Raw genomic sequence first — 24,397 nt, forward strand, 5'->3', positions numbered from 1 at the left:
TAGTTATATAATTTATTATATATTCTGAATCGTTTTTTGTCAATAATAAATCAAGCCCATGAAATGAAACTGATGCATTTCATGGGCTTTTTTGTTTAATTATTTAATAACGATTATTACGCAAATAAAGATCTGAGAGTAATGAAATCAATGATGTTAATCTTTCCGTCCTTGTTAAGATCGGCATTTTCTGCAGTAATCGCTTCATCTTTTCCGAGGATGAAAGATGAAAGTGTAATGATGTCGGATGTATTGAGAACACCGTCATTGTTTACGTCACCCTTTACCGGTTCCGGTGAAGGCTCTGTTGTTGGTTCGGCTGTAGGTTCCACTGTTGGCTCAACTGTTGGCTCTGCTGTAGGTTCCACTGTTGGTTCGACTGTCGGAGCTGCCTGTGCAGCATCGCCGTAAACTGCGATCTCTGCAATGTTGCAGCAGTAAACTGAATCCTTGTTGATGCTGCTGTCCGGTTTGCCTTCCGGAACCTGATATTTGATGTATCTTACTCCTTCAGTGTTCTGAAGTTTTGTAAGTGTATGCATTCCGAATGAAGGAACGGAAGTGATCTTGTACATTTCCTTCCAGTTCACACCGTCGGCTGATGAGAAGAACTGTCCGCCCGGACATCTGTATTCATAGCCTGAACGAGGTGAATATGCAATTGCTGAAATATTGTAGACGCCGCCGAGGTCAGCCTGTACCCAGCCGTTGCCTACACCGTCAAAGTATGTTGATGTGTTTCCGTCAAATACCTTCTGAGCTGTATCTGCTGAATTCTTCCACGGATTGCTTCCTGTTACCTTTGAAGCATCGATTTCGATCTTATTGCCTGCGAAAGCTTCTGCCTTCACGCCGTCAACGATGTATGTTGTGATTGAAAGCGGAGCAAGAGTTGCCTTGAATCCGTTGTCGTTTGTTGCAATAGTTCCGACTTCCTTCCAGTGTTCACCGTTGGACATTGTACCGCTTGTTCTGATTACCTTTACACTGTCGCCGACAGCACCGAATTCTGAAAGGTCGAATTCGAGGTCACGCTGACCGCCGTCATTTGTTGCTACGATAACGAGCTGATTGCCCTTAGGGTCGTAGGCAGCAACTGTCTTGTCAGATGTCTTGAGCATTGTGAATCCCGGACGGATGTAACGTGAATACTGTCCGAATGCGTAATATTTCTGTGTAAGGATAACGTCCTTCTTATCATGGTCGCAGACTGAAAGTCCCCAGAAACCCTTGGAGATATCGATCATACCGCTGTCTTTCTTTCCGTTGTAGCCGTTCTTTGAAATGTGCTTGTCGATAGCCTGCCAGAGGATCCATGCTGAACACTCGAGTCCGTTGCAGTCGTCGCGCATTCTGTTTGCGAGCCAGAGGGCCGGAGCCATTTCACCTGCATTGGTACCTGCTGTACCGTTGCCGTCAACTTCACTCATCCAGAGATTCTTGCCGTTCTGAAGAGCCAGGTTCTTGAGGTCTGTTCTCTTCCAGCCGCCGTATGTATGTGTATCGATTCTCTGAACTACCTTCTTGGCATCGCCTGAAAGAGCCTTGAATGCATCGATCTGTGTATCGATAGATGTTTCGTCTGAAGCAACGATCATTGTGCCGCCCATGTTCTTTGCATCCATGGCACGTTTCATTTCCATGAGCATCTTTGATTCGCTGTTGCCGATATCGAAGTGGCAGCCTTCCTGCTTTGGACTGTAGGCTCCCCAGAAATTCGTATACGGTTCGTTGAAAGGTTCAACACTCTGAATATGTATTCCCCATTCCTTTTCGTAATGGGCACAAACTTCAGCCATGTAGTCTGCAAAACCTGCGTACCAGTTATCCTTGAGGTTGTTCTTGCCTGCATCCTTGTTACCGCTTGTACATCCGCTGTTTGTCATGTAGTACGGAGGAGAGTTCGAGAACATTTCAACAATAAGATCCTTGTTCTTTCCCAGAGCCTTTTTAAGAACGTTTCTCTGATTGTAGTCCGCATTCCAGTCGTAGACTACCTGTCCGTTCTGGTACTTTGAGTAACCAGGCATTGCAGAGTCAGTTCTCGTGATGTGGTTGTGCGAAGGATCGTCACCGCCGCCGATGTTGAATCTTGCAATGTTCATGCGAAGACCTGTGTCACCGAAGAAAAGCTCTGCTGTCTTTTCAGCAAGTTCATCGGAATAACCGACACGGTTGGCCCACCAGCAGAGTGATGTGCCCCATCCTTCGAACACGCCGTTGTTGATCTCGTATTTGCTGTTTGGTGAAAGAGATACGACAGCAGCTGCCTTTACCTCATTTTCACTGAATGTCAGGTATCCTGCCATTGTACCGCACAGTCCTGCTGCTGTCATAAATGACACGATTCTTTTAAAAACTTTCATTACATACGCTCCTTACCTGTTAAATTCAATTTTTGCGGGCATACCTGAAAATGCCCGTCATCCAATCCTGATTATTATTTTAACACATAAATTCAAAAAAATCAAGCTGTTTTATGTATATTGCGCACAAATATTGTATTAAGTTAATTAATTAAATAATTAAAGCTGCTTAACCAGTCAGTTAAGCAGCTTTATTATTTTCAGATGTACTCTTCGAGCATTTTTTCAACCTGAGGCTGATCTCTGTATCCTACAGCTGTAGTCATGCATTTTCCTTCCTTCATGACCATAAGCATAGGAATGCTTGAAACTCCGAAGGAATCAGCGAGTTCAGGAACTTCATCAACATTGACCTTGCCTACTCTGATCTTTCCTTCATATTTTTTTGCTACCTCTGCGACAACCGGCGAAAGCATTCTGCACGGTCCGCACCATTCTGCCCAGAAGTCAAGAAGAACAGGTATACTGCACTTTTCCACTTCTTCCTCAAAGTTTTCAAGAGTAACATTGATCTCTGCCATTTTTTAACCTCCGTATTTCATTTATTTTGACTTGTAATAGAGCATGCAGTGACAGAAACCTTCAAATTCAGGATCCTTTATCTGATCCCTGAATTCCTGGCACATGCACTTGTATTCTTCCTTTTTGCCTATTCTGCACGGACAGTATCCGCCTGTGCGTTCAAGACCTTCCTTTATTGTCTTTACTACTTCTTCGTCTGTATTAAGTGTTACTTTCATAGAATCCCCGCTTTCTTTAACTAATCATGCCTTCTTTCGAAAGGCTTTACTAACCTGTACCTTATGCTTTTTATATCAAGACCGCTCTGTCCGAAATAGAACCGGACGGTATTGAAACGTGAATACATGTTCACACTGCGTACCTCAGAAACATATTTTCCTCCGGTACCGTTGAATGTATAGGTAGCGCAGACTGTACCGTTGCAGAAATATGTGACAGGTATCTGTGCAGTCTCGCTGTTTTTCGAAGAAGCTGTTATTTCCGCCTCAAATGCACCCGGCGTGGTAATGGTAAGCTCATAGCAGTAAATGCATCCCTTGTCGGTCTTAACATTTTCAAACGGTATCTCTATCTCATTTTCAAGCTCATAGAATACAACCGGTGCATCACTTCCCTCATCCTCTTCAGGACGGTTTATGATCTCAGTTTTTTCGTATGTGCCTTCAAGGCGCTTCATCGCATTTGTATTCATAAGGAAACGGCAGATGTTTGCTGCGTTTCTCTGGAGTTCAGCCCTTGTAAGCGTTCCGTCGGCAAGAGAGGAAAGTGTGTTGTCATCATGATCGGCACTGTCCGAGCAAACCATGTAAACGTCATTCTGGGCTCTTGCCATTGCAGCGAAATTGTTCTTGCACTGCTTTTCTCCGCGCTCGTTTATATCGGCCCACCAGTCGGTCATTACCATTCCCTCAAAGCCCCATTCGTTTCTCAGAACGGATGTGTCGAGGTCGTAGTGTCCGGCTGTCCACAGGCCGTTAAGTGAACCGTATGTTGTCATAACGGTACGTGCACCTGTGTTCTTAATGACCATTTCAAAGCCTTTTAAATAGATCTCGCGAAGCGCTCTCTCGGAAATAACAGAATCGATAACAAGACGTCCTGTTTCCTGATTGTTTCCGCAGAAATGCTTGATCGTTCCCTCGGAACCGCTTCTGTGAAGGCCCTCAAGTTCGGCACATGCCATTATTCCGGTGAGATACGGATCTTCGGAGAAATATTCAAAGTTTCTGCCGTTAAGCGGATGACGGTGGATATTCATTCCCGGTCCTAAAAGACAGTCAACTTTGTTTTCTGCCATTTCATATCCTGTAAACTCAAAAAGCTCGGTTACAAGTTCCGGGTTGAACGTGGAGGCGATCATCGTTCCGTTCGGAAGACTGAACGCCTTTATTCCGCAGTCAAGTCTCATTCCCGAAGGACCGTCCGCACAGCATCCGCACGGTATGCCGAAGTCTTTCAGGCTGTCTGTGACTCCTCCGAAAGCTGAAGCCGTTCCGGCTGTTACCTTCGGACTTCCCATACCCTCGCCGCGTATTATGCATGCAAGGTCATTGTCTGAAAGCTGTGCGATGAATTCATCCATCGTACGGCTTCTATTCCTGACATCCTTAAGCTTTATTCCCCTGTCTCCCGTATACGGGATCTCAGGCGGCAGGTTGTCAAGACGTTTTTTATTTTCATCTGCTTCAAGAAGCGGAACATCTTCAAAAACAACTTTGTACGTTCCGTCATTCTGAAGTTCAGGACGCATTCTCTTAAACGGAAGTACCGGTGCGACACACTGTGAAAGTTTCTTTATTACCTCAGTGTTTTCCAGTGTAACTGAAGATACAGGCTTTGCACTTCTAACATCGGTTCCGGCATAGAATTTATATTCACCTGCTTCAAGCACGAAACATGAACGGTGTCCTGTAACACCGGAGTCATCGTAGGAAGCGGCTTCTGACAGCGGAACTTCGATAGTAAAGCGTTCCTCCTCACCAGGTCTCAGTTTCTTCGTTTTCTTAAATCCGCAAAGCACCCTTAAAGATTTTCCAAGTTTTCCCTGCGGAGCCTCACAGTAGATCTGTACTACTTCCTTACCCGAATAATTACCGGTGTTCTTTACTGTAATATCAAAAACTGAAGTATATTCCGAATAATCGCGGTACGCTTTCGAACTGGTTCCGTTCACCTTTACGTCAAAAGTCGTGTATGAAAGGCCGTAGCCGAACGGGAAATGCACCTTTTCCTTCGCAAAAGTTTCAAAATAACGGTAGCCGACATAAATGTCCTCAGCGTAGAAATTGCGTTCCTTATCGCCGAAATACTCCGCAGCCGGATAGTCTGCTATCTTAAATGCAGCAGTATCCGTAAGCTTGCCGGACGGTGAAACTTCACCTGTAAGCACCCTGGCTGTACCGGTTCCGCCTGTCATGCCTCCCTGCCAAACGTACAGAAGTGCATCAGGCTCATTCTCCTCGATAAACAGAGTATTCATGATTCCGCCTGTGTTCAGAAGGACTATCATTTTCGGAAAGGCTTTTCTGACCTTTCTTATCATGTCACGTTCAGTTTCGCTTAGGAAAAACGCACCGTCTTCCTCACGGTTATCCTGTTCCTCACCTGCTGTTCTGCCGATTATTACTACAGCAGTCTTACACTGAGCTGCTATTCTTTCAACAAATTCATCTTCAAGAGGCATCTCCTTCTGTGACCACGGTTCGGTTCCCCAGCCCTCACCGGGATCGAAAGGATTCTTTTCATCCCATTTTTCATAAACGGAATAAAGCTCCTCATTTACCGGCACACCGCTTTCACGGAGACCGTCAACGATTCCGGTCACTTTCGAAACGTTTACCATTCCGCCGGAGCCTGTTCCGCTTTTATAGTAGTGCAGCTGTATTCTTCCGAAAACTGCTACCTCTTCATTTTTACTGAGAGGAAGCGCACCGTTCCTGTTGATGAGCATTACAATACCCTCGGAAACAGTCTGCACCGCCTTTTCAATATATCTGTTCCAGTCTAAAATTTTTTTCATTAAAAATATTACCCTTCTATCATACGGTTTTCTTATGAAAAGCTGTTTTAATATCCGGCACATCACTTAAAGCCGGTCTTCATCATTTTCAATTCACTGATTATCACTTTCCAAAGCTGTGTATGAATTTATATATTGTAATTATACCAAATATTAATTAGATTTTCAATCTTTTTTGAAGAATTTATATAAAATCCCGTCTGGTTTTTCTTTTATTTTTTCTTTCTTCCGAGCTGCCAGAAGGCAACTGCGCTTGCTGCGGCCACGTTAAGGGAATCGACGCCGTGTGACATTGGGATTTTCACGGTGTAGTCGCAGGCTTCGATGGTGGAAGCGAGAAGTCCTTCACCTTCCGCTCCCATTATGACTGCAAGTTTCTCCTCTGAATTAAGTGCTGCATCGTCAATATCAACGGAATCGTCACACAGTGCCATTGCTGCCAGTGAAAATCCGAGATTCCGGAGCAGTTCGGTATATCCGTTTTCTGCGGCATCGATAAATGTCCACGGCACCTGAAAGACCGTCCCCATGCTCACACGGGATGAACGCCTGTAAAGCGGATCAGTACAGCCTTTCGTCAGCAGGACAGCATCCATATCAAGTGCCGCTGCACTCCGGAATATCGATCCCATATTAGCCGGATTCACTACATTTTCAAGTACAGCTATGCGCCTTGCATCACGGCATATCTCCTCAGCTGCCGGCAGTTTCCTGCGCCGCATTGCACATATTGCACCGCGTATCAGTTCAAAACCGGTAACAGCAGTTATTTCATCATAATCACCGGTATAAAGCGGTATGTCTCCGCACCGGGAGATGATCTTTGCAGCCTCACCGGTAATATCACGCCGGCACATCATAAGTTCAAGCGGCTCGTAGCCGGCATTCAGCGCCCTTTCGATTACTTTCGGACTTTCAGCAATAAAGATGCCCCGATCCGGTTCGTAATAATGATAAAGCTCACGTTCCGGCACCGATGTGAATATCTCTGTTTCTTTCCTGTTTTCACTGCTGATTTCAATTATATTCAATGTATTTCCTGCTTTCTTTTTTGTTTAGGGAAGCACTGATCAAACCGGAAATCCGGCTTCGCCGGATTTCCGGAGGTGGGATTTGCGGGGCTTCGCCCCGGAGCCCCGCGCTGATTTATGAATAAATCAGCGTTTCCTCAGGGAAGTTTCTGTCTGACTGAGAACGAGAAACGTGAACCAAGGCCGTATACACTTTCAGCCTTCAGCGATGAATCCATCATTTCAAGCAGCCGGTTTGCGACCGGCAGACCGAGGCCAAGACCTTCTGAATTATTTCCGTTTTCAGTTTCAAAGCGTTCAAAAGCTGAAAACAGTTTGCGCATATTTTCTTCCCTGATACCGCTGCCGGTATCCTTGACGGAAACATTCAGCAAAACGCTGTCCGGATCATCCGGAACCTTTTCACAACCTGCCGAGAAAGTAACACTTCCCCTTTCGGTGTATCTGACAGCATTCTGCAGGACTGCATCGATTATCTGCCTCATTCTTTGTCCGTCACCGCGGAGTATTTCCGGAAGTTCAGCATCAGTATCCGCTATAAGAAAGATACCCTTTTTCTCGGCTTCCTTCCTCATTTTGAAAATTAAATCGCCGATCATATCCTTAAATCTGTAGTCACTATCCTCAAGCCTGATTTTGCCGGCTTCGATCTCGGAGTAGTCAAATATGCCGTTTATATATTCCTGCAGAACTTTTCCTGATTCTCGTACTCCTTCTGCATATTCAAGTGTATCAGGTTCACTGCTGTGATCGAGTATCTTTTTGTTCAGGCTGAGTACTGTAACCAGCTGTCTGCCGATCTCATGCGACATGACAGAAAGGAATGACGACTTGGCTTCGCTTGCGGCAAGCGCACGTTCCGACATGTCGATGAGCTCATCACGCTTTTTCTTTTCGGCATCGATGTCCTCAACAAGCCAGAGTACATGTACCGGTCTGCCTGACTTCGCACGTTCCGAAACCATGAATCTCATACGCACCCATTTGTTTGTGGCAGTATATGCTTCCATCATAACAGTATCGCATTCCAGCAGACGCGTGCTGAGCGTACTCAGATCGACAAAACGCAGTGTCTCGTCTGCTGACCGCTGATCAGTGAATTTCAGCGTGATCTCGGACAGCAGCTTCTGTGCATTGTCACGTTTGTCGCGAACAAGATTATCAACATTTGAATTGGATGACTTTATAACCTCAAAAGTATCACGAAGAATATCGATATCGTATACTGTCATGAACACGTTCGAGATGGACGCCATCTGTGAATTCAGACTCTCAGCGGTTTCCGAAAGTGCGTCCCTGCGGCGTTTTTCCTCATCGATATTTTCAACAAGCAGAAGCACCTGTTCTGCCATTCCGCCGGCCCCGCGCTTTGATACGACAAATCTTGCCCTGAACCATACATTTTCATTGTCCATAAACTCTTCGGTAACACTGTCTTTGATCTTAAGGCGCTCACCAAGAGTTAAAAAATCGGTAAACCTGCGCATGCTGTCAGCATAGTTTCTGCCGGTGATTTTGTCCATTACCGTATAAATGACCTGCTGTGCTCCTCCGCTGCTTCCGTCAACTATCTCAGTGAGCTTGCGTTCATCTGACTTTAACTCACTGAATGTGTCGTTTTTAAGATTAATATCATGTATTGAATAATAGATATTGGCAACGGATGAGATCTGCTCATTCATCAGCTTTACAGCTTCAAGCGTCATATCGCGTTCACGCTTTTCCCTGTCGATATCCTCAACCATGTACATCGCTCTTGCGACATTTCCGTCAGGTGTCCTGCCTGAAACTATGTACCTTGCTCTTCTCCAGAGTTTATCCTCATTAAGGAACTCTGTCGTTATGGTGTTGCAGTCCCGCAGGCGTTCATTAAGCTTGCTGAAATCCACAAAATCAAGAATAATATCACGTGTGGTCTCATCAGAAAACTTTGTCATTATCTCGCGTATCTTTTCCTGACAGCTGTCATGTACTTCGCTTATGACAGGATATGCCTGAGTCTTGTTATTTCTTATTTCACTGAAAGTATCATCGATGAAATTGATCTCGTGAAGCGAAATGTAGATATCTGCAGTCGAGGAAAGCTGTGAATCCAGACGGGCCGCGATCATGCTTCTTCTGCTGGCTCTTGCCATCATGATTCCGACTGTCACGACTATTGCGATTATCGTCAGAACTGTAAAAATGAATATCGTAAGGATGGCCCGAAGATCTCTTGTGGCATCACCGGCCGATATACAGTACCAGCCGTTTTTCATCACATTGCAGTATACGATATTGTGCCGGCCGTTGTACATGATATCAAAATGCTCCCTGCCGGTAAGCATTTTTTCGCCGACTATTGCCGCTCCGAACGAACCGTCATCTATACTGTAGTTTTTTCCGATTTCTCCTTTTTCAGAATTTGCAACAACGGTATTGTTTCTGTCAAGTACGAAAAGCATATCCGTAATTCCGGATCTTACTGTTTCTTCTGTAATATGCTGCAGTTCGTCAAGTGTTATGTCAAAAGCGACAACGCTTTCCCCGTCAGACAGCATCTTGGCAAGTGTTATCATGACAGTACCGGTCTTGACGTCAGTATAAGGATCAACTATGGTTATCTCGCCGCCTGCTGCCATGGCGGTCTTATACCACGGCCTTGACTGAGCTACGAAACCTGGTTCAGGCACCCAGCCGGATCCGTTAAGGAATTCACCGTTTATAAGGCCGTAAATACCGTTGCTCTTCTTGTCTATCGCTGCTTCGATACCATCTGACTGATCGGTAAGATACTCCAGTATGTCTCCTGCCGATCTGCCGTCATTTATCATTTTGTCAAGCGTATATGATGTCAGCTCAATGGTATCATAGCTTATGGAAAGATAGCTGTTCATTTCACTGACAGCCTTTACAGATGCCATTTCACCGTTTCTGACCATCAGTTCACGTTTTTCCTGATAGATCTGCCTGTAATAGAAAAGCACTATACCGACAAAGAAAACTGTCAGTGTTAAACTTATCAGAATGCTTCCTGAAACAGAATATCCCTTGTTTCCGTTTTTTTTCCCTCATATCATATCACCCTCTGTCCATCAGGCTTCGATATTCATCCAGCGACCGCTTTCAAAAAAATGATCGATACTCGCCAGCATTCCCTGACGTTTCACAGACTTGAGCATATATCCCTGAGGTCTGAGTTTCAGGCAGTCCATAACACTGTCTCTGTCTGAATGACCGGTAAGAAAAACTACCGGTATGTTTGCAGTCTGTTCATCCGTTCTCAGTGCTTCAAGTACTTCCGGTCCGTTCATACCCGGCATTTCAAGATCAAGCAGGATAAGGTCCGGACGTTCGTTGTATGCCGCAGGAACCGCTTCCGGACCGTTTCTTACAGCAATTACATGATAGCGGTCTTTCAGCCAGTCACTTACTATCTTAAGAAACATTATATCATCGTCACATATGAGAATGTGATTTTTGTCATGTATGAACTGTTCTTCCCTGACATCCGTTTTAGCTTCATTCACTGTGCCGCTCATAATAATACCCCTTTCAGTTTCTGACCAAGTTTTCTGCTTCTCTCCGTCAGTTCCCCTGCGTTTTTATCAAGCTTTTCCATGTCTCCGTTTCTGCCTGCGCTTTCGAGTTCCGCTGCGAGATCTCCGAGTCCGGAAGCGCCGATTATACGTGAAGTACTTTTCAGTGCGTGTATTCTGATAACCGCATTCTCCGCATCACCGTTTTTCAGGTACTCATCGATGCTGTCTGCATATTCATCGACCATTTCCGCATATATCTTCAGCGTTTCAAGATACGAATTCTCATCTCCGCAGTTTTCAACACCGGCAGATATATTCAGTTCCTTTATCTTTCTTATGCTTCCGGGAATAACGGAAACCTGCCTTTCGCTTTCCCTCTTCTCAGCTTCAGACGGATCCGTTATGATCACTTTTTTCCCAGGAAGCCTGTCAGCCAGAAGTATCTCCAGAAGTTCCGGATCAACTGGTTTTGTAAGATATTCGTCGAATCCGGCTTCGATATACTTTTCCTTTGCTCCTGATATCGCATTGGCTGTCAGACACACCGCAGGTGTACCTGCGTTTATGCCACCCGGATCGGAGCGTATTCTCCTCAGCGTTTCGATCCCGTCCATATCAGGCATCATGTGATCAAGGAAAATAATATCATATTTCTTTGCAGACGCAAGCTTCAGACATTCAGCTCCGCTCTCTGCAGTATCTATCTTTACTTTCGTTCTTTTAAGAAGGTTTCTGAATACCATAAGATTCACCGGCGTGTCATCTGCAGCAAGTACGCATGCATCAGGTGCACGGAACATCTCATAATATCTTTTTCTGCTTCCCGGCAGTTTTGTGTCTTTTGCATTACAGTCACCCACAGGTTCACGGTCTGTGACTTTCTGCTTCAGTTCAAACCAGAACCTTGAGCCGAGTCCGTAAATACTGTCAACTCTGAGAGATGAACCCATAAGTCCGAGAAGCTTTTCCGTAATGCTTATTCCAAGGCCGGTTCCCTCGATGTTCCGGTTATGATCCTCATCGATACGTTCAAACTCTGAAAACAGTCTGCGCATATCCTCCGGCTTTATTCCTATGCCGGAATCCCTTACTGAAATGATGAGAACTATCTTTTCAGGATCATCATTATCATTACGGTATCTGATACTCAGCTCTATGCTTCCTTTTTCCGTGTACTTTACTGCGTTGGTCAGAAGATTGGTTATTATCTGTCTGATACGTGATCCGTCACCGAAAAGATTCCTCGGTATGTCAGGACTGACGTCGAGAACAAAGTGAAGTGCTTTTTCCTCCGCCTTTATCTGAATCATATTCACAATATCGTTTATAAGAACGGACAGATCATACTTTGATTCCGTTATACTCATCTTGCCCGCCTCGATCTTTGAAAAATCGAGTATGTCATTTATAAGACTGAGCAGTGCAGTTCCGGCAGCACGTATATTTTCGGAATATCCGAGAATGTTTTCATCATCACATTCGCGGAGTATCATTTCATTCATACCCAGCACCGCACTGATCGGGGTACGGATCTCGTGGGACATGTTCGAAAGGAATGATGACTTGGCCTCACTTGCGGCGAATGCCCGCTCCGACAAGTCGATAAGCTTGTCACGTTCCTTCTTTTCACCGTCAATATCTTCCGAAAGCCAGAGGACGCGCTTGAGCCTGCCGTTTTCGTCACGTCTTGAAGCAACGAATCTTCCTCTTCTCCACTGACCGTTTCTGTGCATGTATTCGATAGTCATCGTCTTGATACCGAACATGCGCTGTTCAAGGGTGTCAAGATCGGTAAATCTTAATACATTATCAGTAAAAGCCTCATCAGTTATACTTTTCATTACTCTTTGCAGAGTTGCACGGGCGTGGTCATGAGCTCCTCCGACGAGTTCGCTCACCGCTCTGCTGTCGGACTTCAGCTCAGTAAACGTGTCATTTTCAAGATCGATGTCATGAGCAGTCTGATAAATATCCGCAATGGATGAAATACGGTAGTTGAGCGTTTCTGCCGTTTCAGCGAGTTCGTCACGCTTCCTCTTTTCCTCGTCGATACCTTCGATGAGCCACATTACGTGTGCCGGCGTGCCGTCTTCATTTCGTTTTGAAACAACGAATCTTGCACGTCCCCAGACACCCTTGAAGCTTAAAAACTCCTGCGTTATCGTGTTTCTGTTTCTAAGACGCTCGTTCAGTGTGGAAAAGTCAACGAATTCAAGCATCGCACTTCGGGTTGTATCATCTGCGAGCTGTTTCATTACGGCATACATTGTTTCCTGTGCATTGACATTATCGGCATAAGCCAGTTCCGAAACATCATTTGTATTTGTTTTTATCTCAGTAAACGAATCATTTTCAAGATCGATGTCATGCATGGTAAAATAGATGTTCGCCACTGATGCCATCTGACTGTTCAGCTTTCTGAGCGCTTCAAGTGTCAGATCACGGTTTCTCTTTTCCTCATCGATGTCCTCGATAAGATACATCGCTCTGGCAACTCTGCCGTCAGGCATTCTTTCCGAAACTATGTACCTTGCTCTCCTCCACTTTTTTTCAGCATTGAGGAACTCTGTCGTGATGGTGTTACGGTCCTTGAGCCGGACGTTCAGCTTACTGAAATCAACAAAGTCAAGCACACTTTCACGCGTGGATTCATCGGAGAACTTCTCCATTACAGCACGTATCATCTGCTGGCAGTCCGAACGCGTATCGCCTATCATATCGACTGCTTCAGACTTGTTGTTACGTACTTCAATAAACGTATCGTCTATAAAATTGATCTCGTGAAGAGAAATATATATATCAGCCGTTGACGAAAGCTGATTGCTGATGCGCTGCGTTACCTCATTTCTTCTGTACAGTACGACCGCAGCAGCTGCTGTCACTGAAACTGACAGGATGACCATGATAAATACAAGCATTACGATCCCTCCTGTCTCCTGCGGCGGTCACCGTGAGTCCTGTAGTAGGCCGCCTTGTCCTGATACATCATATGATCAGCACGTCTGAAAACATCCTGGTAATCGGAATCGATACCCGGGCGGAAAATGGCATATCCTCTTGATACTGCAAAAGTCTGACCGTACGGCTTCTCTTTGGCATTTTCAGCAGCAATATGATAATCGAATCTGGAAATGGAGGTCTGTATCTCATCCTCGGAAAGTGAGTTTATTATTGCAATGAACTCATCGCCGCCGACACGGTAGACCCTGTCGCATCCGTACACTGCAATAAGTATGTCCGCTGCATCCTTAAGAAGCATATCGCCGTATGCGTGGCCGAGACTGTCATTGACTTTTTTCAGTCCGTTCACGTCGAAAATGACAACGGTAAATGCTGCGCTGCCTTTTTTTATCCTGAGACTGATCTCACGCTCACGTTCAATGTATGCCGACTTGTTGCGCACTCCGGTCATACTGTCAGTGAATGCCTGACGGCGCACACTTGCAAGAAGTGAATAGAGATCGTCCTGAAGTATTATTATCCTGTGCTGGATCGCTTCGATATCATCCTGTGCAGTATAATTGTCTTCAGTTTCAAATACTGACGGGTCATCTCCGGATCCCGACATATTACGTACTTCAGTCATAAGTCTGGTAAAATTATCAGCAAGTCCGACAAGCTGACTGTTTACCCTGCTTATTCTTTTGCGGGTATTGCTCGTGAACATGATGACAAGTGCAACACCTACCGCAAGTGAAACTGTAACTATAAGAACAGTTGTCCACAGGAAGCGGTTCACATATGAATCGTACCAGGTTTTGTCGAAATCCACTGCGATTATTCCGGCTACATTTCCTTCCGAATCAAAGACAGGACTGTAGGCGCTGTAGAATGACCCCCATTCGTCACTGTACGACACCATATCAGCCGCAGCTTTTCCGCGGCTTGCACTGAAAAGAGCTTCGGTAAATACTACGGGAGCTCCGAATTCACCCGGATCAACCGGAGTAGGGTCAATACCGAAAACAAAATTCTTATTTCCCTTGTCCTGTATGCAGTAGATATATTCCAGTTCAATATTATCCTGAAAATGTGTCAGCACTTCCATTATCTGTTCATACTCAGGTGTTCCGGCATCTTCCGCTGTAATATTTTTCAGAATATCACCGTCGATCATGTCAGCAGCAGTATTGGTGATATCAAGCATTCGTGCTGATATCAGAGTCTTCATCGCTTCGCCTGATTTTTCGGAAAGAAACAGTCCGAGCAGAATATTTACAAGCATCATGAGCGTGGCTGCAAAAACATATTTCCAGGTAGTTATGCTTTTCCGACGCTTCTCCGGTTTTTTTCTTACCGTCTGTTTGTTTTTATTAATTACCCCATTCATCTCTATACCTCATATATCTGACTTCAACGTAAAAGTTCAAGGCAGATTGCTGTAATATCGAAACAAAAAATTTACTTTATTATAGCACATTTCGGTCAAAAGTGCAACATTTTCTGTTCAGACTATGATATCGGCTGTTTTTATTCCCGCAACCCCCATAAGATCAGCAGGACTCAGCTCTATCTGGGCTCCGACTCTGCCGGCACTTACGAAGATCTTTTCAAATGAAGGTGCCGTTTCATGTATAAAGGTCGCAAACTGCTTTTTCATTCCTACAGGTGAACATCCTCCGTGAACATATCCGGTAAGCGGAAGAAGATCCTTCTGCTTAAGCATGCTTATCGCCTTTTCGCCCGCCGCCTTTGCAGCTTTTTTCAGATCAAGCTCCTCCTTTACCGGAACAACGAAAACATAATAAGTACCGCTCTTCGCCTGAGTAACAAGTGTCTTGAACACTTTTTCCGGATCCTCACCGAGAATACCGGCTATCTGTTCGCCCGTCAGTGTCGGATCTGCTTCGTAGGTATGACTCTGATATTCTATTTTCTTACCGTCAAGTATTCTCATGACATTTGTTTTTTCTTCTTTTTTCATATGGTATACTCCTCTGTAATGTATTCAGCGTTTTATTTCGCTTTTCAGATCCGCAGACCGGATGATGTATGTTTTAAGTTACTGATACTGTCATCTCCTGCTGAAGTAAAACACCTTTCCCTGCGCTCTGAACGGAAGTGAATATCCCCTCGGAAGCATGAATGCGTGTTCGTGGTGCACGGTCAGATCTTTTTCTATCATTCCGTCAGTGATTATCAGTATTGGTCCGTCATTCGGAAAATCCTTATCGCGTTCGAGAAGATCAACGGCAGGCTGAATAACTGTTCCGCCGCGGCCTTTTACCTCGACTGTTCCTGCTAAGTCATCCGGACGGATCCAGCCGGCATCATATGCGGTGGCATCACAGAACACGACTCTTACAAGCGGAACTTCCCTTTCAACCGAATAGCTTACGACCGCACCGAGTGCAAGACCGATATCTTCCGGCGACATTGAACCCGACGTGTCGATAATTACGCCGTAAGTACGGCTGTGTTCCGGTATCTCTTCGGTGACATAACTCGGCCGCGGAATGTCCGGAGTACTGCTCTGCCTTCTGCTCGGGCGGGCGTATGTTCTCTTTTTTCCCACCGGTTCAAAGTGGTCTTCAAACCACTTTGCCAGCTCAACATCCCATGGTATCGGCGGCTCTGACAGTGCGCGTATCTCCTCGATGAGTCCTGCAGGAATGTAACCGCGTCCCTTTTCGGTATGATATTCAAGGCCTGATCTTAATGCACTGCGGCAGAAATCATCAAGCGTTACCGGTTTATATTTGGATTCGGCATAGCCTTTATCAAGTATGTCACATTTGCTGTTTCCGCGGAACGTCTGATATTTCGAGCTTCGGCGTATGTCACTTACAATGATATCGTATATCTCTTCAGCCGAGCATCCTTTAAGTGTTTCATCGTAAAGGCCGCCGTTTACCGGCATTTTTCCGATCTGCATTTCATGAAGCCAGCCATTGATGACGAAGTCGCACGCCACGTTCCAGAGGTACGGGTCACGTCCCTCGCAGCGCTCGTGATGCATAAGTCCGGCGTGCAGATATTCATGAGCCAGAACGAATTTCCATTCCTCACTGTCAAGTCCGGCTGCTGTGTTTACATATATCTCGCGTTCAGTGACATTTATTGCAGCAACGCCTATGTCAGCGTTCATGGGTGCAGCACTTCCGAATCCGACTTCGGTTATCCTGAATGCTGACGCAAGTGCACCGAGCAGCGGATAATGTGCAATGAACCACTCAGCCGCTTTTTCCTGAACGGTCTTTTTCCGGTTATCGGTTTTTCCTCCGGCTTCATCGATGACTGAGCGGACTGAATCGGCCAGTGCAAAAGCAAACTCGGCAGCATAGCTGTGGTTCCTTCGCCAAAAACTGGCTGAGATCCCGTTCCAGAACATATCTTTACCGTGTGCTGCCGTACTGAAGATAAACGGACGTTCCGAATCTTCTTTACCGCACAGCAGATCATAGATCTTACGTTCATCTGAAGCGGTGAGTTCCTGCGGCGGCGGATCTGCACCCGGAAATTTTATATCTGCAAGAAATTTTGCTATGTAAATATCACATGCGGTATTCCATCTTTCACGGTCACAGTGCACGGTCCACTTTTTACTGCCGTCTTTCTGTTCCTCGTAAAAGCCCGGCATTTTCTCGCTTTCAAAGTGTCCGAAACAAAGATGGAGCATGCAGTGAGCAATTATATATGCCCACTGACCCGGTGTACGGCTTTCATCGGGGTTCAGCAGAATGTCGCCGCTTTCACATGTAAGTGCGGCAGTTTCCTTGTTAAGCTTTCCTTTCAGATACTTTCCACGGTTTGCGATATTAAGGCCGATATCCAGCTTTCCGAAAAGCCTGTGATCTTTTATGATATCCATACCGGCATAAAGGTTCTGCTCGTTCTGAGTGAGTTTGTCATCAGCCTTTTTCTTAGCCATTGATCATCACCCGCCGTTTTTGACAAGACGCGGAAGATCACGTACAATTTCGACCATGAACCATTCCGGAAGCACCTTGTCATCATCAGAAGATACCACCATCTGTGCTATTTCAAGATTGATATGCGAAAGATCCTTTATAAGAGCCTTTGCTCTGTGTGTAAGCTGCTGGGTCGTGCGGTCAAGATCCTGCTTGTCACGCGGCAGTTCAAGAAGCAGCCTTGCACGGAAACTCTGTGCAGTAAAGTAGAGCACATCCCTGTCGGCCGGATCAGACGGGAACTTTGCATTGCCTTTTATGATCTCACTTAAAAGGTCCTTGTTCTTTATCTGCTTGATAAACGCAATGAACATTCCGGCATGACGCGCTGATATACATCCGTATGCAAGCACCCTCAGAATATTTTCAGGCACCGTTTTTTCCCCTGCTCCGTATTCCTTAAGTGCATCGCTCAGCATATGCCACGAACGCGGTGTTGAATACGGCTCCTCGGTTTTCGGCGGTTCCGAGAAAAGATGATCAGGTCTTTGTGTGATATAATCCGTTATCCACGGATGAAGTCCCTCATCATACGCCCACTGAAGCCACTGTTCCGGATCGGCAATGAGCTGAACGTGAAACATTCTGTTTATGAGTGCAGTTGACATGGTCTTTACGATTGCACCGTCCTGTGAACGGTTTCCTGCACCGATCACAACGCTTCCCGCCGGCAGATGATACTCGCCTATACGCCTTTCATGTATAAGGCTGTAGAACGCTTTCTGCACTTCCTGCGAGCAGGCGTTCAGTTCATCGAGAAACAGAACATACGGTTCCTTCCTCGCTATCATCTTCGGCGGCATGAAACGTGAAGTCTCTCCGTCGATCTGCGGAATACCGATTATATCTTCCGGGGCAAGCTGGCTTCCAAGAAGTGAAACGCACTCCATTCCCACGTCATCAGCAAATTTCTGAACAAGTGCTGACTTTCCTATTCCCGGTGCACCCCATATGAACACCGGCCTTTTCGGCGAGATATTCAGCAGCAGATCTGAAAGTTCGTTTTGTGTCACTGTATATGGCAGATTCATGTGTATCTCCTTTTTCTTTAGGAAACGCTGATTTATTCATAAATCAGCGCGGGGATCCGGGGCGAAGCCCCGCAAATCCCACCTCCGGAAATCCGGCGAAGCTGGATTTCCGGTTTAATCAGTGTTTCCTTGGTTCTGTTTATCATCTTTCGAACAATATGTCGTTTTCTATTATACCATCTCTGAGCAGCTTTTTCAATCATCATCTGACATAAACTGCACGGTGTAAATGATCAGCGGAAATGAGAAGCGTGCATCAGCACATACGTATTCCCCGCTTCTGTATGCGCTGAGTGATTTCACAGATGTATTTGTGTTCAGTCTGCAAAAGTGCTATAATTATACTGAACGCCAAAAAGAATTTTACGTTCACAATACGTCAATAAAAGGAGATCTTAAAATGGAAAATGGCAACAGCTGCTGTGTACTTACCGAAGAAGAAATTAAATGCTCGGTATGCGAAACAGGTAATATCACACCGGATGAAATACTTGACTACGATATCGTAGTAGTGGGTGCAGGTGCTGCGGGAGTTCCGGCTGCGGGATGGGCTGCTGAAAGCGGTGCAAAAACTGCTCTTCTTCAAAAGGAAAGCGGTGTTATCTCTCAGGGAAACTGCGGTTCGGCTATCATAAAATCAAGATCCACACCGGGTGGTATCGCAAAGTGGATACACCATACAAACAGTCTCTGTGACTGGAGAGCGGATGTAAAACAACTGCGCGCATATGCCGACCATTCCGAGGAGGCAATGATGTGGTTTTTAAACCGTGCGGGGCTTACATCTGAAACGGAATACGGCGACGGAAGCAAGGTCGACAGCAATTCAGACAGTGCAAAACTTCTTAATGACGGTGAAACCCTCTGCGCTTTCAGAAGTACGAGCGGTGATTTTACCGGACTTTGGAAGGATCGTATGAACAGCTACGACTACGGTGATGACCATTGTTATTTCTGGGCTCCGTGGATAGGTCCGAAACCGTACAACACAGGCAATGCCATGAAAAATGTCATAAAGAACATTCAGAAAAATTGCGATAACCTTCATACGTACTTTTCAACGCCTGCTGTAAAACTTGTTAAAACCGGAAACAGAGTAACCGGTGTTATTGCCAGGACCTCTGACGGAAAACACATTCAGTTCAACGCTTCAAAGGCCGTTATTCTTGCAACCGGTGACTACACAAACAACAGTGCAATGGTATCACGCTGGTGTCCTGACATAGCTGAGTTCGACAAAAAACAGTTCGGCAAGACCGGTGACGGTCATGTTCTTGCCATAAGTGCAGGCGCAGTGATGGAAAACACCGGACACACAAAAATGATGCACGACTTTGACTCTGCCCTTATGTTCGAAGAGCCTTTCCTCTACCTTAACATGAAGGGCGAACGTTTCACCAATGAATACACAGGCTTTGTCTACATGGGAAACATTCTGAAATACCAGCCTTCCTTCAAAGGACCGAATACTGACGCTGATCATCCTGATGGTTCAAAGGGATGGTACTGTGCGGTGTATGACAGCTCATACATGGAATGGCCGGATGATGAATTTGTTGACGGAAAGGTTCCGCCGTTCGTTATGGAAAAATTCATTCCGGGTGCGGTCGAAGAACCTCAGGGTGTGTTCAGAAACCTTATTGACCTTCACCGCTGTGATACTCTTGAGGAACTCGCGGAAGAACTCGGTATACCGTTTGATGCTATGAAAAAATCGATTGACAGATACAATGAGCTCTGCGACAGACAGTATGATGAAGACTTCGGAAAGCCCTCAAAGTACATGCATAAAATAGAGAAGACACCTTTCTGGGCAGCAAGAAAACACATACGTGTTTCAGCTGAAGTTTCCGGTGTCATAACCAATGAATACGCACAGGCCCTTGACAGAAACGGAAATGTAATAGACGGTCTCTACTGTGCGGGTAATCTCGGCGGACCTTTCTACGGAGGCAATGACTACCCGTTCCATCAGACAGGACTTTCTCTCGGACGCTGCTACACCTCCGGCATGATAGCCGCAAAGCACGCCCTCGGTTTACTTTGATGAAACAGTAACCGTTCACATTTTCTGTCCGGATCACAGGTTCCGTCCGGTCAGTTTTTCGGTTAAAGAAAACGGCCGATGCAGTTGCCATGTTACTGCATCGGCCGTTATATTTTTTATTTACGTAAAAATATCCTTTTAAGCAGATCGGTTATAAGAAGATAGATAAATCCGACGATTATCAGTGCAATAAGCAGGAAGATCATCCACCAGGCAGTACCCATGTACGGAAGATCCTTTGTAAATCCGAACGCTCCCGCCGGACTTCCCCAGTTCAGAAAGAAGTACGGATAATTGTATCCTGTGGCAAACTGCCAGTTATTTATGTATCCGATACCTGCATATCCCGCATACAGCAGCGGCGGAACTGTGACCCAGAGTGAATTTATCTTTTTTATCCTGCTCTGGATCCCTGTAACGAAAAAGTCGATAACCGATGCGAGCGGTACAACTATATGTGTAAGAACGTTCTGCAGATTGAACGCATCTTTCATGGTCGGCGCAAGCACAAAGCAGAAAACCGCTCCTGTAAGTGTGATAGATATCGTTCCTGCGAACTTGACAACGTACCATACGTCACTGAACCGCCTGTTTTTCAGCATCATAACAAGTCCTGCAAGGCATATGGCTGCAAGTGCGATATTGGACTGTATGGTAAAATACATAAACACATAACGTCCGCCCATGAAGTCGTCGCTTCCGGCAAGCGCGCTTATCAGCGTGCCGGTAACTGCGGAAATTATCACAATTATCTTAAGCACTGCAGATAAAATGATCTGTGCTTTTGAAAGTTCATTATCCGGTATATTTTTCTGACTCATAAATCTGTCCCCTTATTCTTTTTTAAGTAATCGGGCAGCCGCGAAACTTTCGCATGAACCGTTCAAAACGGGATCAGTAAGCTTATGCCCGCATTATCTGATCAGAGACTGTAATTTTTCATACAGTCCGTTATAGTCATAACCGTTTAACGAGGACACTGATTCTGTCACAAGTCTTCCGCCTGTGAATTCCGAAGGAACTGTCATAACCGGATAAACTCCTGTATCACCTGTTCCGTCTTTTTTAGTTACTGCTGCATATTCGCAGTTTCCGCTGTTTATGAAAATATAATAGCTGTAATCCTTAACTGTTCCGTAATCCTCAGAATACTTTGCAAACAGAGCATCGTATTCACTTCTGTCGAATGTGTCAGGAATTCCAAAGCATTTATCTTCATCTGATGAGATTATATACTGTCCTTTTACATCTTTTCCGTCGCATTCAAGATCGGTAAGAACAGTCTGTACAATTGTAAAAAGAGATTTTGCAGTTGAATTTGACATCGACTGCCTAGCTTTTTTCGCAAATTTTCTCATCTCATTATTCAGTTTCCAGCCTTCGCCTTCAACATTGAACACGTAGAAATAATCTTCGTCCGGCTCACCGTCGACATTGTATTTTACAGTAACGTCATAGCCTTCCGTCGTTTTATAGGTTCTTTTCATTTCTGAATCCGGCTCAGCCATACCGAGAAAATAGCCGTAGAGCTCCTCTGCCATTTCTTCATCCAGATTTTCCTTTCCGCCGTATTCTTCTATTTTATCAAGGGAATACGCCATGGAATCAAAAAGCTGCATGTAAACATCAGTTTCATCTTCAGTCATTTCTCCGACAAGCTCGATATCAGTTATTTCATACTGCTTTTTTCCGTCGAGTATCTGTGAAAGATCATTTTCGCCAGGTTCATTTACTGCCTGGATCGCCTTTATAACCTTTTCAGGATAAAAGGAACTGAGCATCCCGTCAACATCGCTGTTATTCAGAGCGTCATAGTAATCTCTTATTGCCTTATCACAGCCGGCAGGTAACTCTGACGTTTCACTTTCAGCTTCAGTTACTGCACCTGCCGTCTCTGCAGCTTCTTCTGTAACTTCAGCAGTTTCTTCGCTCTCTTCAGATACTGCATCTGTTTCCTCAGCCACTTCGGTACCGGCTTCAGTCACCGCAGCGTTATCCGCTTCTTCCCCTTTTCCGCCCATAGGTCCGCATCCGGTAAACGCAAGTCCGAATATTAACAGCGCCGTTAAAACGATCTTATTCTTTCTCATTTTGAAATAATCCCTTTCCTGTTTTTCATTGCATTACTGCAGAAACTTCTTCAAACAAGCCGTCAAAAAGTCATTTGTCATTATCTGCAGCAGGTTTTTATTATATCATATTCTGACAGAAAACTCAATATGACGCGGTTTTCCGGCAAAAGCACTAAATAAACTTTACTAGTTTAAGCTTTTCATCCTCTATCGGTTTTGAATCAAAATATCTTTCGGAATATCTTTCCTTTGCAAGTTCAAGAAATGTCATTGTGTTTTCCTCCTGTTATATTCATACCTGTATTCCTGTGAAAATTACTGCATCCGGCATAATTACACCTTTATGATCGATCATTTTTTTTCAACTGCGAGATATCTCTCAGAGGTTTCTAGGGAAACGCTGATTTATTCATAAATCAGCGTGGGGCTCCGGGGCGAAGCCCCCGCAAATCCCACCTTCGGAAATCCGGCTTCGCCGGATTTCCGATTTAATCAGTGTTTCCCTAGGTTATTATTTTATTGATATATACTTCTGATACTTACTATTCGGTTTTTCAGGTAATGTCATTGAAAGTTGACCTTTCTCTAACAAGCTTCTTTACCGTAAATATCTACAATTCTCGGTACACCTCGTCCGGACATCTCACTTATATGCTAAACCTCACTCATTATCAACAACTCCAGTATTATCATTTATGATCAATGCATCTATACAACACAATTATACTCGCTATTTAAATCAATGTCAATCCACATAAAACGAATTGCCTGTTATTTAGCCAGAATACCCATTGAATTCTTTTACTTTATGTGTATAATAGAATTATAATTATTACTTAAGTCGCCCTCTGAGAAAGGAATCATATAATGAAGAACATTTTTGCGAGAAGCTCCGCAGCATTACTGTCATTATGCATGCTCACAGGTCTAACATCGTGTGCAGCAAAAGAAGCGAACGAACCTGTAGCGAATACTCCAGCCGACGAAGCAAATGAAAAGTATATCGCTCTTACTTTTGATGACGGCCCAAATACATCGACAACCAATGAAGTCCTTGATATTCTTGAAGAGTATAATGTAAAGGCAAGTTTTTTCCTTATCGGAGATAACATTGATGATAAAAGCGCAAAAGCCGTAAAGCGTGCGCATGATATGGGATGCGAGATCGATAACCATTCAAAATCCCACGACTACATGGATAAAATGACTGTCGACGAGATCAAATATGAGATAAAATATGTTGATGACTATGTATACAAAATCACAGGCGAATATCCATCCTTTTTCCGCCCGCCTTTTATTGCAGTCAGTGATGATATGTACAGCGCAATTGATATACCGTTTATCTGCGGTAAGGGCTGCGACGACTGGATGGATGACGTAACTGCTAAACAGCGTGCAGATGCTGTTATCAAAAATGCCAAGGACGGCCAGATCGTTTTACTGCATGATGCAGAAGGCAATAAGCAGACAGTCAAAGCGCTGAAGACTATCATCCCGGCACTGCAGAAGGAAGGGTACACATTCGTTACGTTGAACGAATTATTTGAATGTAAGAATGTTGAGCCGGATGAAGATCATATGTACAGTATTGTACCGGACACTGATACTGCTGCATAAGATAATGAACGATTTACTATTGATCACTCATCATCTTATGTGATGCAATTGAAAACTAACGCCAAAACTCGCAGAAGTTTTCAATGAAAAAAATTAGTCTGAAAATCTGAAATGATATTACAAAAGCTGCACCTCGCGTGCAGCTTTTTTCCATTGTGCCGAAGGCACCACCATTTTTCTATTGATTACTCTCCTCTTATATGATATAATAATGAAAACTAACATCAAAACTCGCAAAAGTTTTCAATGAGGTGATA

Annotated in this window: 16 protein-coding genes; 2 read left to right on the forward strand and 14 right to left on the reverse strand. The window is 44.8% G+C overall.

What is annotated here, in order from left to right; all coding sequences use genetic code 11:
• Positions 1-116: 116 nt before the first annotated feature.
• The 12 genes from CC97_RS07625 to CC97_RS07680 all read right to left on the reverse strand — a co-directional run bounded on the left by CC97_RS07625 (position 117) and on the right by CC97_RS07680 (position 18,401).
• Entirely contained in the window at positions 117-2,366 is a 2,250-nt protein-coding gene (locus CC97_RS07625; RefSeq protein WP_044974482.1) for a glycoside hydrolase, read from the reverse strand.
• A gap of 200 nt (positions 2,367-2,566) precedes the next feature.
• Positions 2,567-2,887 carry a thioredoxin gene (trxA, locus tag CC97_RS07630; RefSeq protein WP_044974483.1) on the reverse strand — a complete coding sequence of 107 codons (321 nt, stop codon included), beginning with the start codon at positions 2,885-2,887 and terminating at the stop codon, positions 2,567-2,569.
• Between the two features lie 21 nt (positions 2,888-2,908).
• Entirely contained in the window at positions 2,909-3,106 is a 198-nt protein-coding gene (locus tag CC97_RS07635; protein ID WP_044974484.1) for a ferredoxin-thioredoxin reductase catalytic domain-containing protein, read from the reverse strand.
• A gap of 20 nt (positions 3,107-3,126) precedes the next feature.
• Positions 3,127-5,907, reverse strand: a complete 2,781-nt coding sequence (locus tag CC97_RS07640) for a glycoside hydrolase family 3 protein (protein WP_044974485.1) — start codon at positions 5,905-5,907, stop codon at positions 3,127-3,129.
• Between the two features lie 212 nt (positions 5,908-6,119).
• On the reverse strand, positions 6,120-6,932 hold the full coding sequence (locus CC97_RS07645; protein WP_081850208.1) for an RNA methyltransferase: 813 nt from the start codon (positions 6,930-6,932) through the stop codon (positions 6,120-6,122).
• Positions 6,933-7,075: 143 nt separating this feature from the next.
• Positions 7,076-9,859 carry a sensor histidine kinase gene (locus CC97_RS07650; RefSeq protein WP_044974487.1) on the reverse strand — a complete coding sequence of 928 codons (2,784 nt, stop codon included), beginning with the start codon at positions 9,857-9,859 and terminating at the stop codon, positions 7,076-7,078.
• 153 nt (positions 9,860-10,012) lie between these two features.
• On the reverse strand, positions 10,013-10,459 hold the full coding sequence (locus CC97_RS07655; RefSeq protein WP_049962762.1) for a response regulator: 447 nt from the start codon (positions 10,457-10,459) through the stop codon (positions 10,013-10,015).
• Positions 10,456-13,377 carry an ATP-binding protein gene (locus tag CC97_RS18735; RefSeq protein ID WP_049962763.1) on the reverse strand — a complete coding sequence of 974 codons (2,922 nt, stop codon included), beginning with the start codon at positions 13,375-13,377 and terminating at the stop codon, positions 10,456-10,458. The genes CC97_RS07655 and CC97_RS18735 overlap by 4 nt, the downstream gene beginning before the upstream one ends.
• Positions 13,377-14,789, reverse strand: coding sequence for a diguanylate cyclase (locus CC97_RS07665; protein ID WP_044974488.1), 1,413 nt, complete (start codon positions 14,787-14,789; stop codon positions 13,377-13,379). The genes CC97_RS18735 and CC97_RS07665 overlap by 1 nt, the downstream gene beginning before the upstream one ends.
• A gap of 117 nt (positions 14,790-14,906) precedes the next feature.
• Positions 14,907-15,383, reverse strand: a complete 477-nt coding sequence (ybaK, locus tag CC97_RS07670; protein WP_044974489.1) for a Cys-tRNA(Pro) deacylase — start codon at positions 15,381-15,383, stop codon at positions 14,907-14,909.
• A gap of 90 nt (positions 15,384-15,473) precedes the next feature.
• A complete protein-coding gene (locus CC97_RS07675; RefSeq protein WP_044974490.1) occupies positions 15,474-17,330 on the reverse strand; it encodes a hypothetical protein in 1,857 nt (618 codons plus the stop codon).
• 6 nt (positions 17,331-17,336) lie between these two features.
• Positions 17,337-18,401, reverse strand: a complete 1,065-nt coding sequence (locus CC97_RS07680; RefSeq protein WP_044974491.1) for an AAA family ATPase — start codon at positions 18,399-18,401, stop codon at positions 17,337-17,339.
• Between the two features lie 400 nt (positions 18,402-18,801).
• Here CC97_RS07680 and CC97_RS07685 point away from each other — a divergent pair, with 400 nt between their 5' ends.
• Entirely contained in the window at positions 18,802-20,448 is a 1,647-nt protein-coding gene (locus tag CC97_RS07685; protein WP_044976876.1) for an FAD-binding protein, read from the forward strand.
• Between the two features lie 116 nt (positions 20,449-20,564).
• Here the strand turns inward: CC97_RS07685 and CC97_RS07690 are convergent, their stop codons facing one another.
• On the reverse strand, positions 20,565-21,269 hold the full coding sequence (locus tag CC97_RS07690) for a Pr6Pr family membrane protein (protein WP_044974492.1): 705 nt from the start codon (positions 21,267-21,269) through the stop codon (positions 20,565-20,567).
• A 93-nt stretch (positions 21,270-21,362) separates the two neighbouring features.
• Positions 21,363-22,538: a hypothetical protein gene (locus tag CC97_RS07695; RefSeq protein WP_044974493.1), complete on the reverse strand. Its 1,176-nt coding sequence runs from the start codon at positions 22,536-22,538 to the stop codon at positions 21,363-21,365.
• Between the two features lie 849 nt (positions 22,539-23,387).
• Here CC97_RS07695 and CC97_RS07700 point away from each other — a divergent pair.
• Entirely contained in the window at positions 23,388-24,140 is a 753-nt protein-coding gene (locus tag CC97_RS07700) for a polysaccharide deacetylase family protein (RefSeq protein ID WP_156036825.1), read from the forward strand.
• Positions 24,141-24,397 lie beyond the last annotated feature (257 nt).

Source organism: Ruminococcus sp. HUN007 (assembly GCF_000712055.1).
In the GTDB taxonomy this organism is placed as follows: domain Bacteria; phylum Bacillota; class Clostridia; order Oscillospirales; family Ruminococcaceae; genus HUN007.

Excerpts from the sequence above, each read along its gene's own strand:
- CC97_RS07625 (WP_044974482.1), bottom strand. The coding sequence starts at position 2,366 with ATGAAAGTTTTTAAAAGAATCGTGTCATTTATGACAGCAGCAGGACTG.
- trxA (WP_044974483.1), bottom strand. The coding sequence starts at position 2,887 with ATGGCAGAGATCAATGTTACTCTTGAAAACTTTGAGGAAGAAGTGGAA.
- CC97_RS07635 (WP_044974484.1), bottom strand. The coding sequence starts at position 3,106 with ATGAAAGTAACACTTAATACAGACGAAGAAGTAGTAAAGACAATAAAG.
- CC97_RS07640 (WP_044974485.1), bottom strand. The coding sequence starts at position 5,907 with ATGAAAAAAATTTTAGACTGGAACAGATATATTGAAAAGGCGGTGCAG.
- CC97_RS07650 (WP_044974487.1), bottom strand. The coding sequence starts at position 9,859 with ATGGTCAGAAACGGTGAAATGGCATCTGTAAAGGCTGTCAGTGAAATG.
- CC97_RS07655 (WP_049962762.1), bottom strand. The coding sequence starts at position 10,459 with ATGAGCGGCACAGTGAATGAAGCTAAAACGGATGTCAGGGAAGAACAG.
- CC97_RS18735 (WP_049962763.1), bottom strand. The coding sequence starts at position 13,377 with ATGCTTGTATTTATCATGGTCATCCTGTCAGTTTCAGTGACAGCAGCT.
- CC97_RS07665 (WP_044974488.1), bottom strand. The coding sequence starts at position 14,789 with ATGAATGGGGTAATTAATAAAAACAAACAGACGGTAAGAAAAAAACCG.
- ybaK (WP_044974489.1), bottom strand. The coding sequence starts at position 15,383 with ATGAAAAAAGAAGAAAAAACAAATGTCATGAGAATACTTGACGGTAAG.
- CC97_RS07675 (WP_044974490.1), bottom strand. The coding sequence starts at position 17,330 with ATGGCTAAGAAAAAGGCTGATGACAAACTCACTCAGAACGAGCAGAAC.
- CC97_RS07680 (WP_044974491.1), bottom strand. The coding sequence starts at position 18,401 with ATGAATCTGCCATATACAGTGACACAAAACGAACTTTCAGATCTGCTG.
- CC97_RS07685 (WP_044976876.1), top strand. The coding sequence starts at position 18,802 with ATGGAAAATGGCAACAGCTGCTGTGTACTTACCGAAGAAGAAATTAAA.
- CC97_RS07690 (WP_044974492.1), bottom strand. The coding sequence starts at position 21,269 with ATGAGTCAGAAAAATATACCGGATAATGAACTTTCAAAAGCACAGATC.
- CC97_RS07695 (WP_044974493.1), bottom strand. The coding sequence starts at position 22,538 with ATGAGAAAGAATAAGATCGTTTTAACGGCGCTGTTAATATTCGGACTT.
- CC97_RS07700 (WP_156036825.1), top strand. The coding sequence starts at position 23,388 with ATGAAGAACATTTTTGCGAGAAGCTCCGCAGCATTACTGTCATTATGC.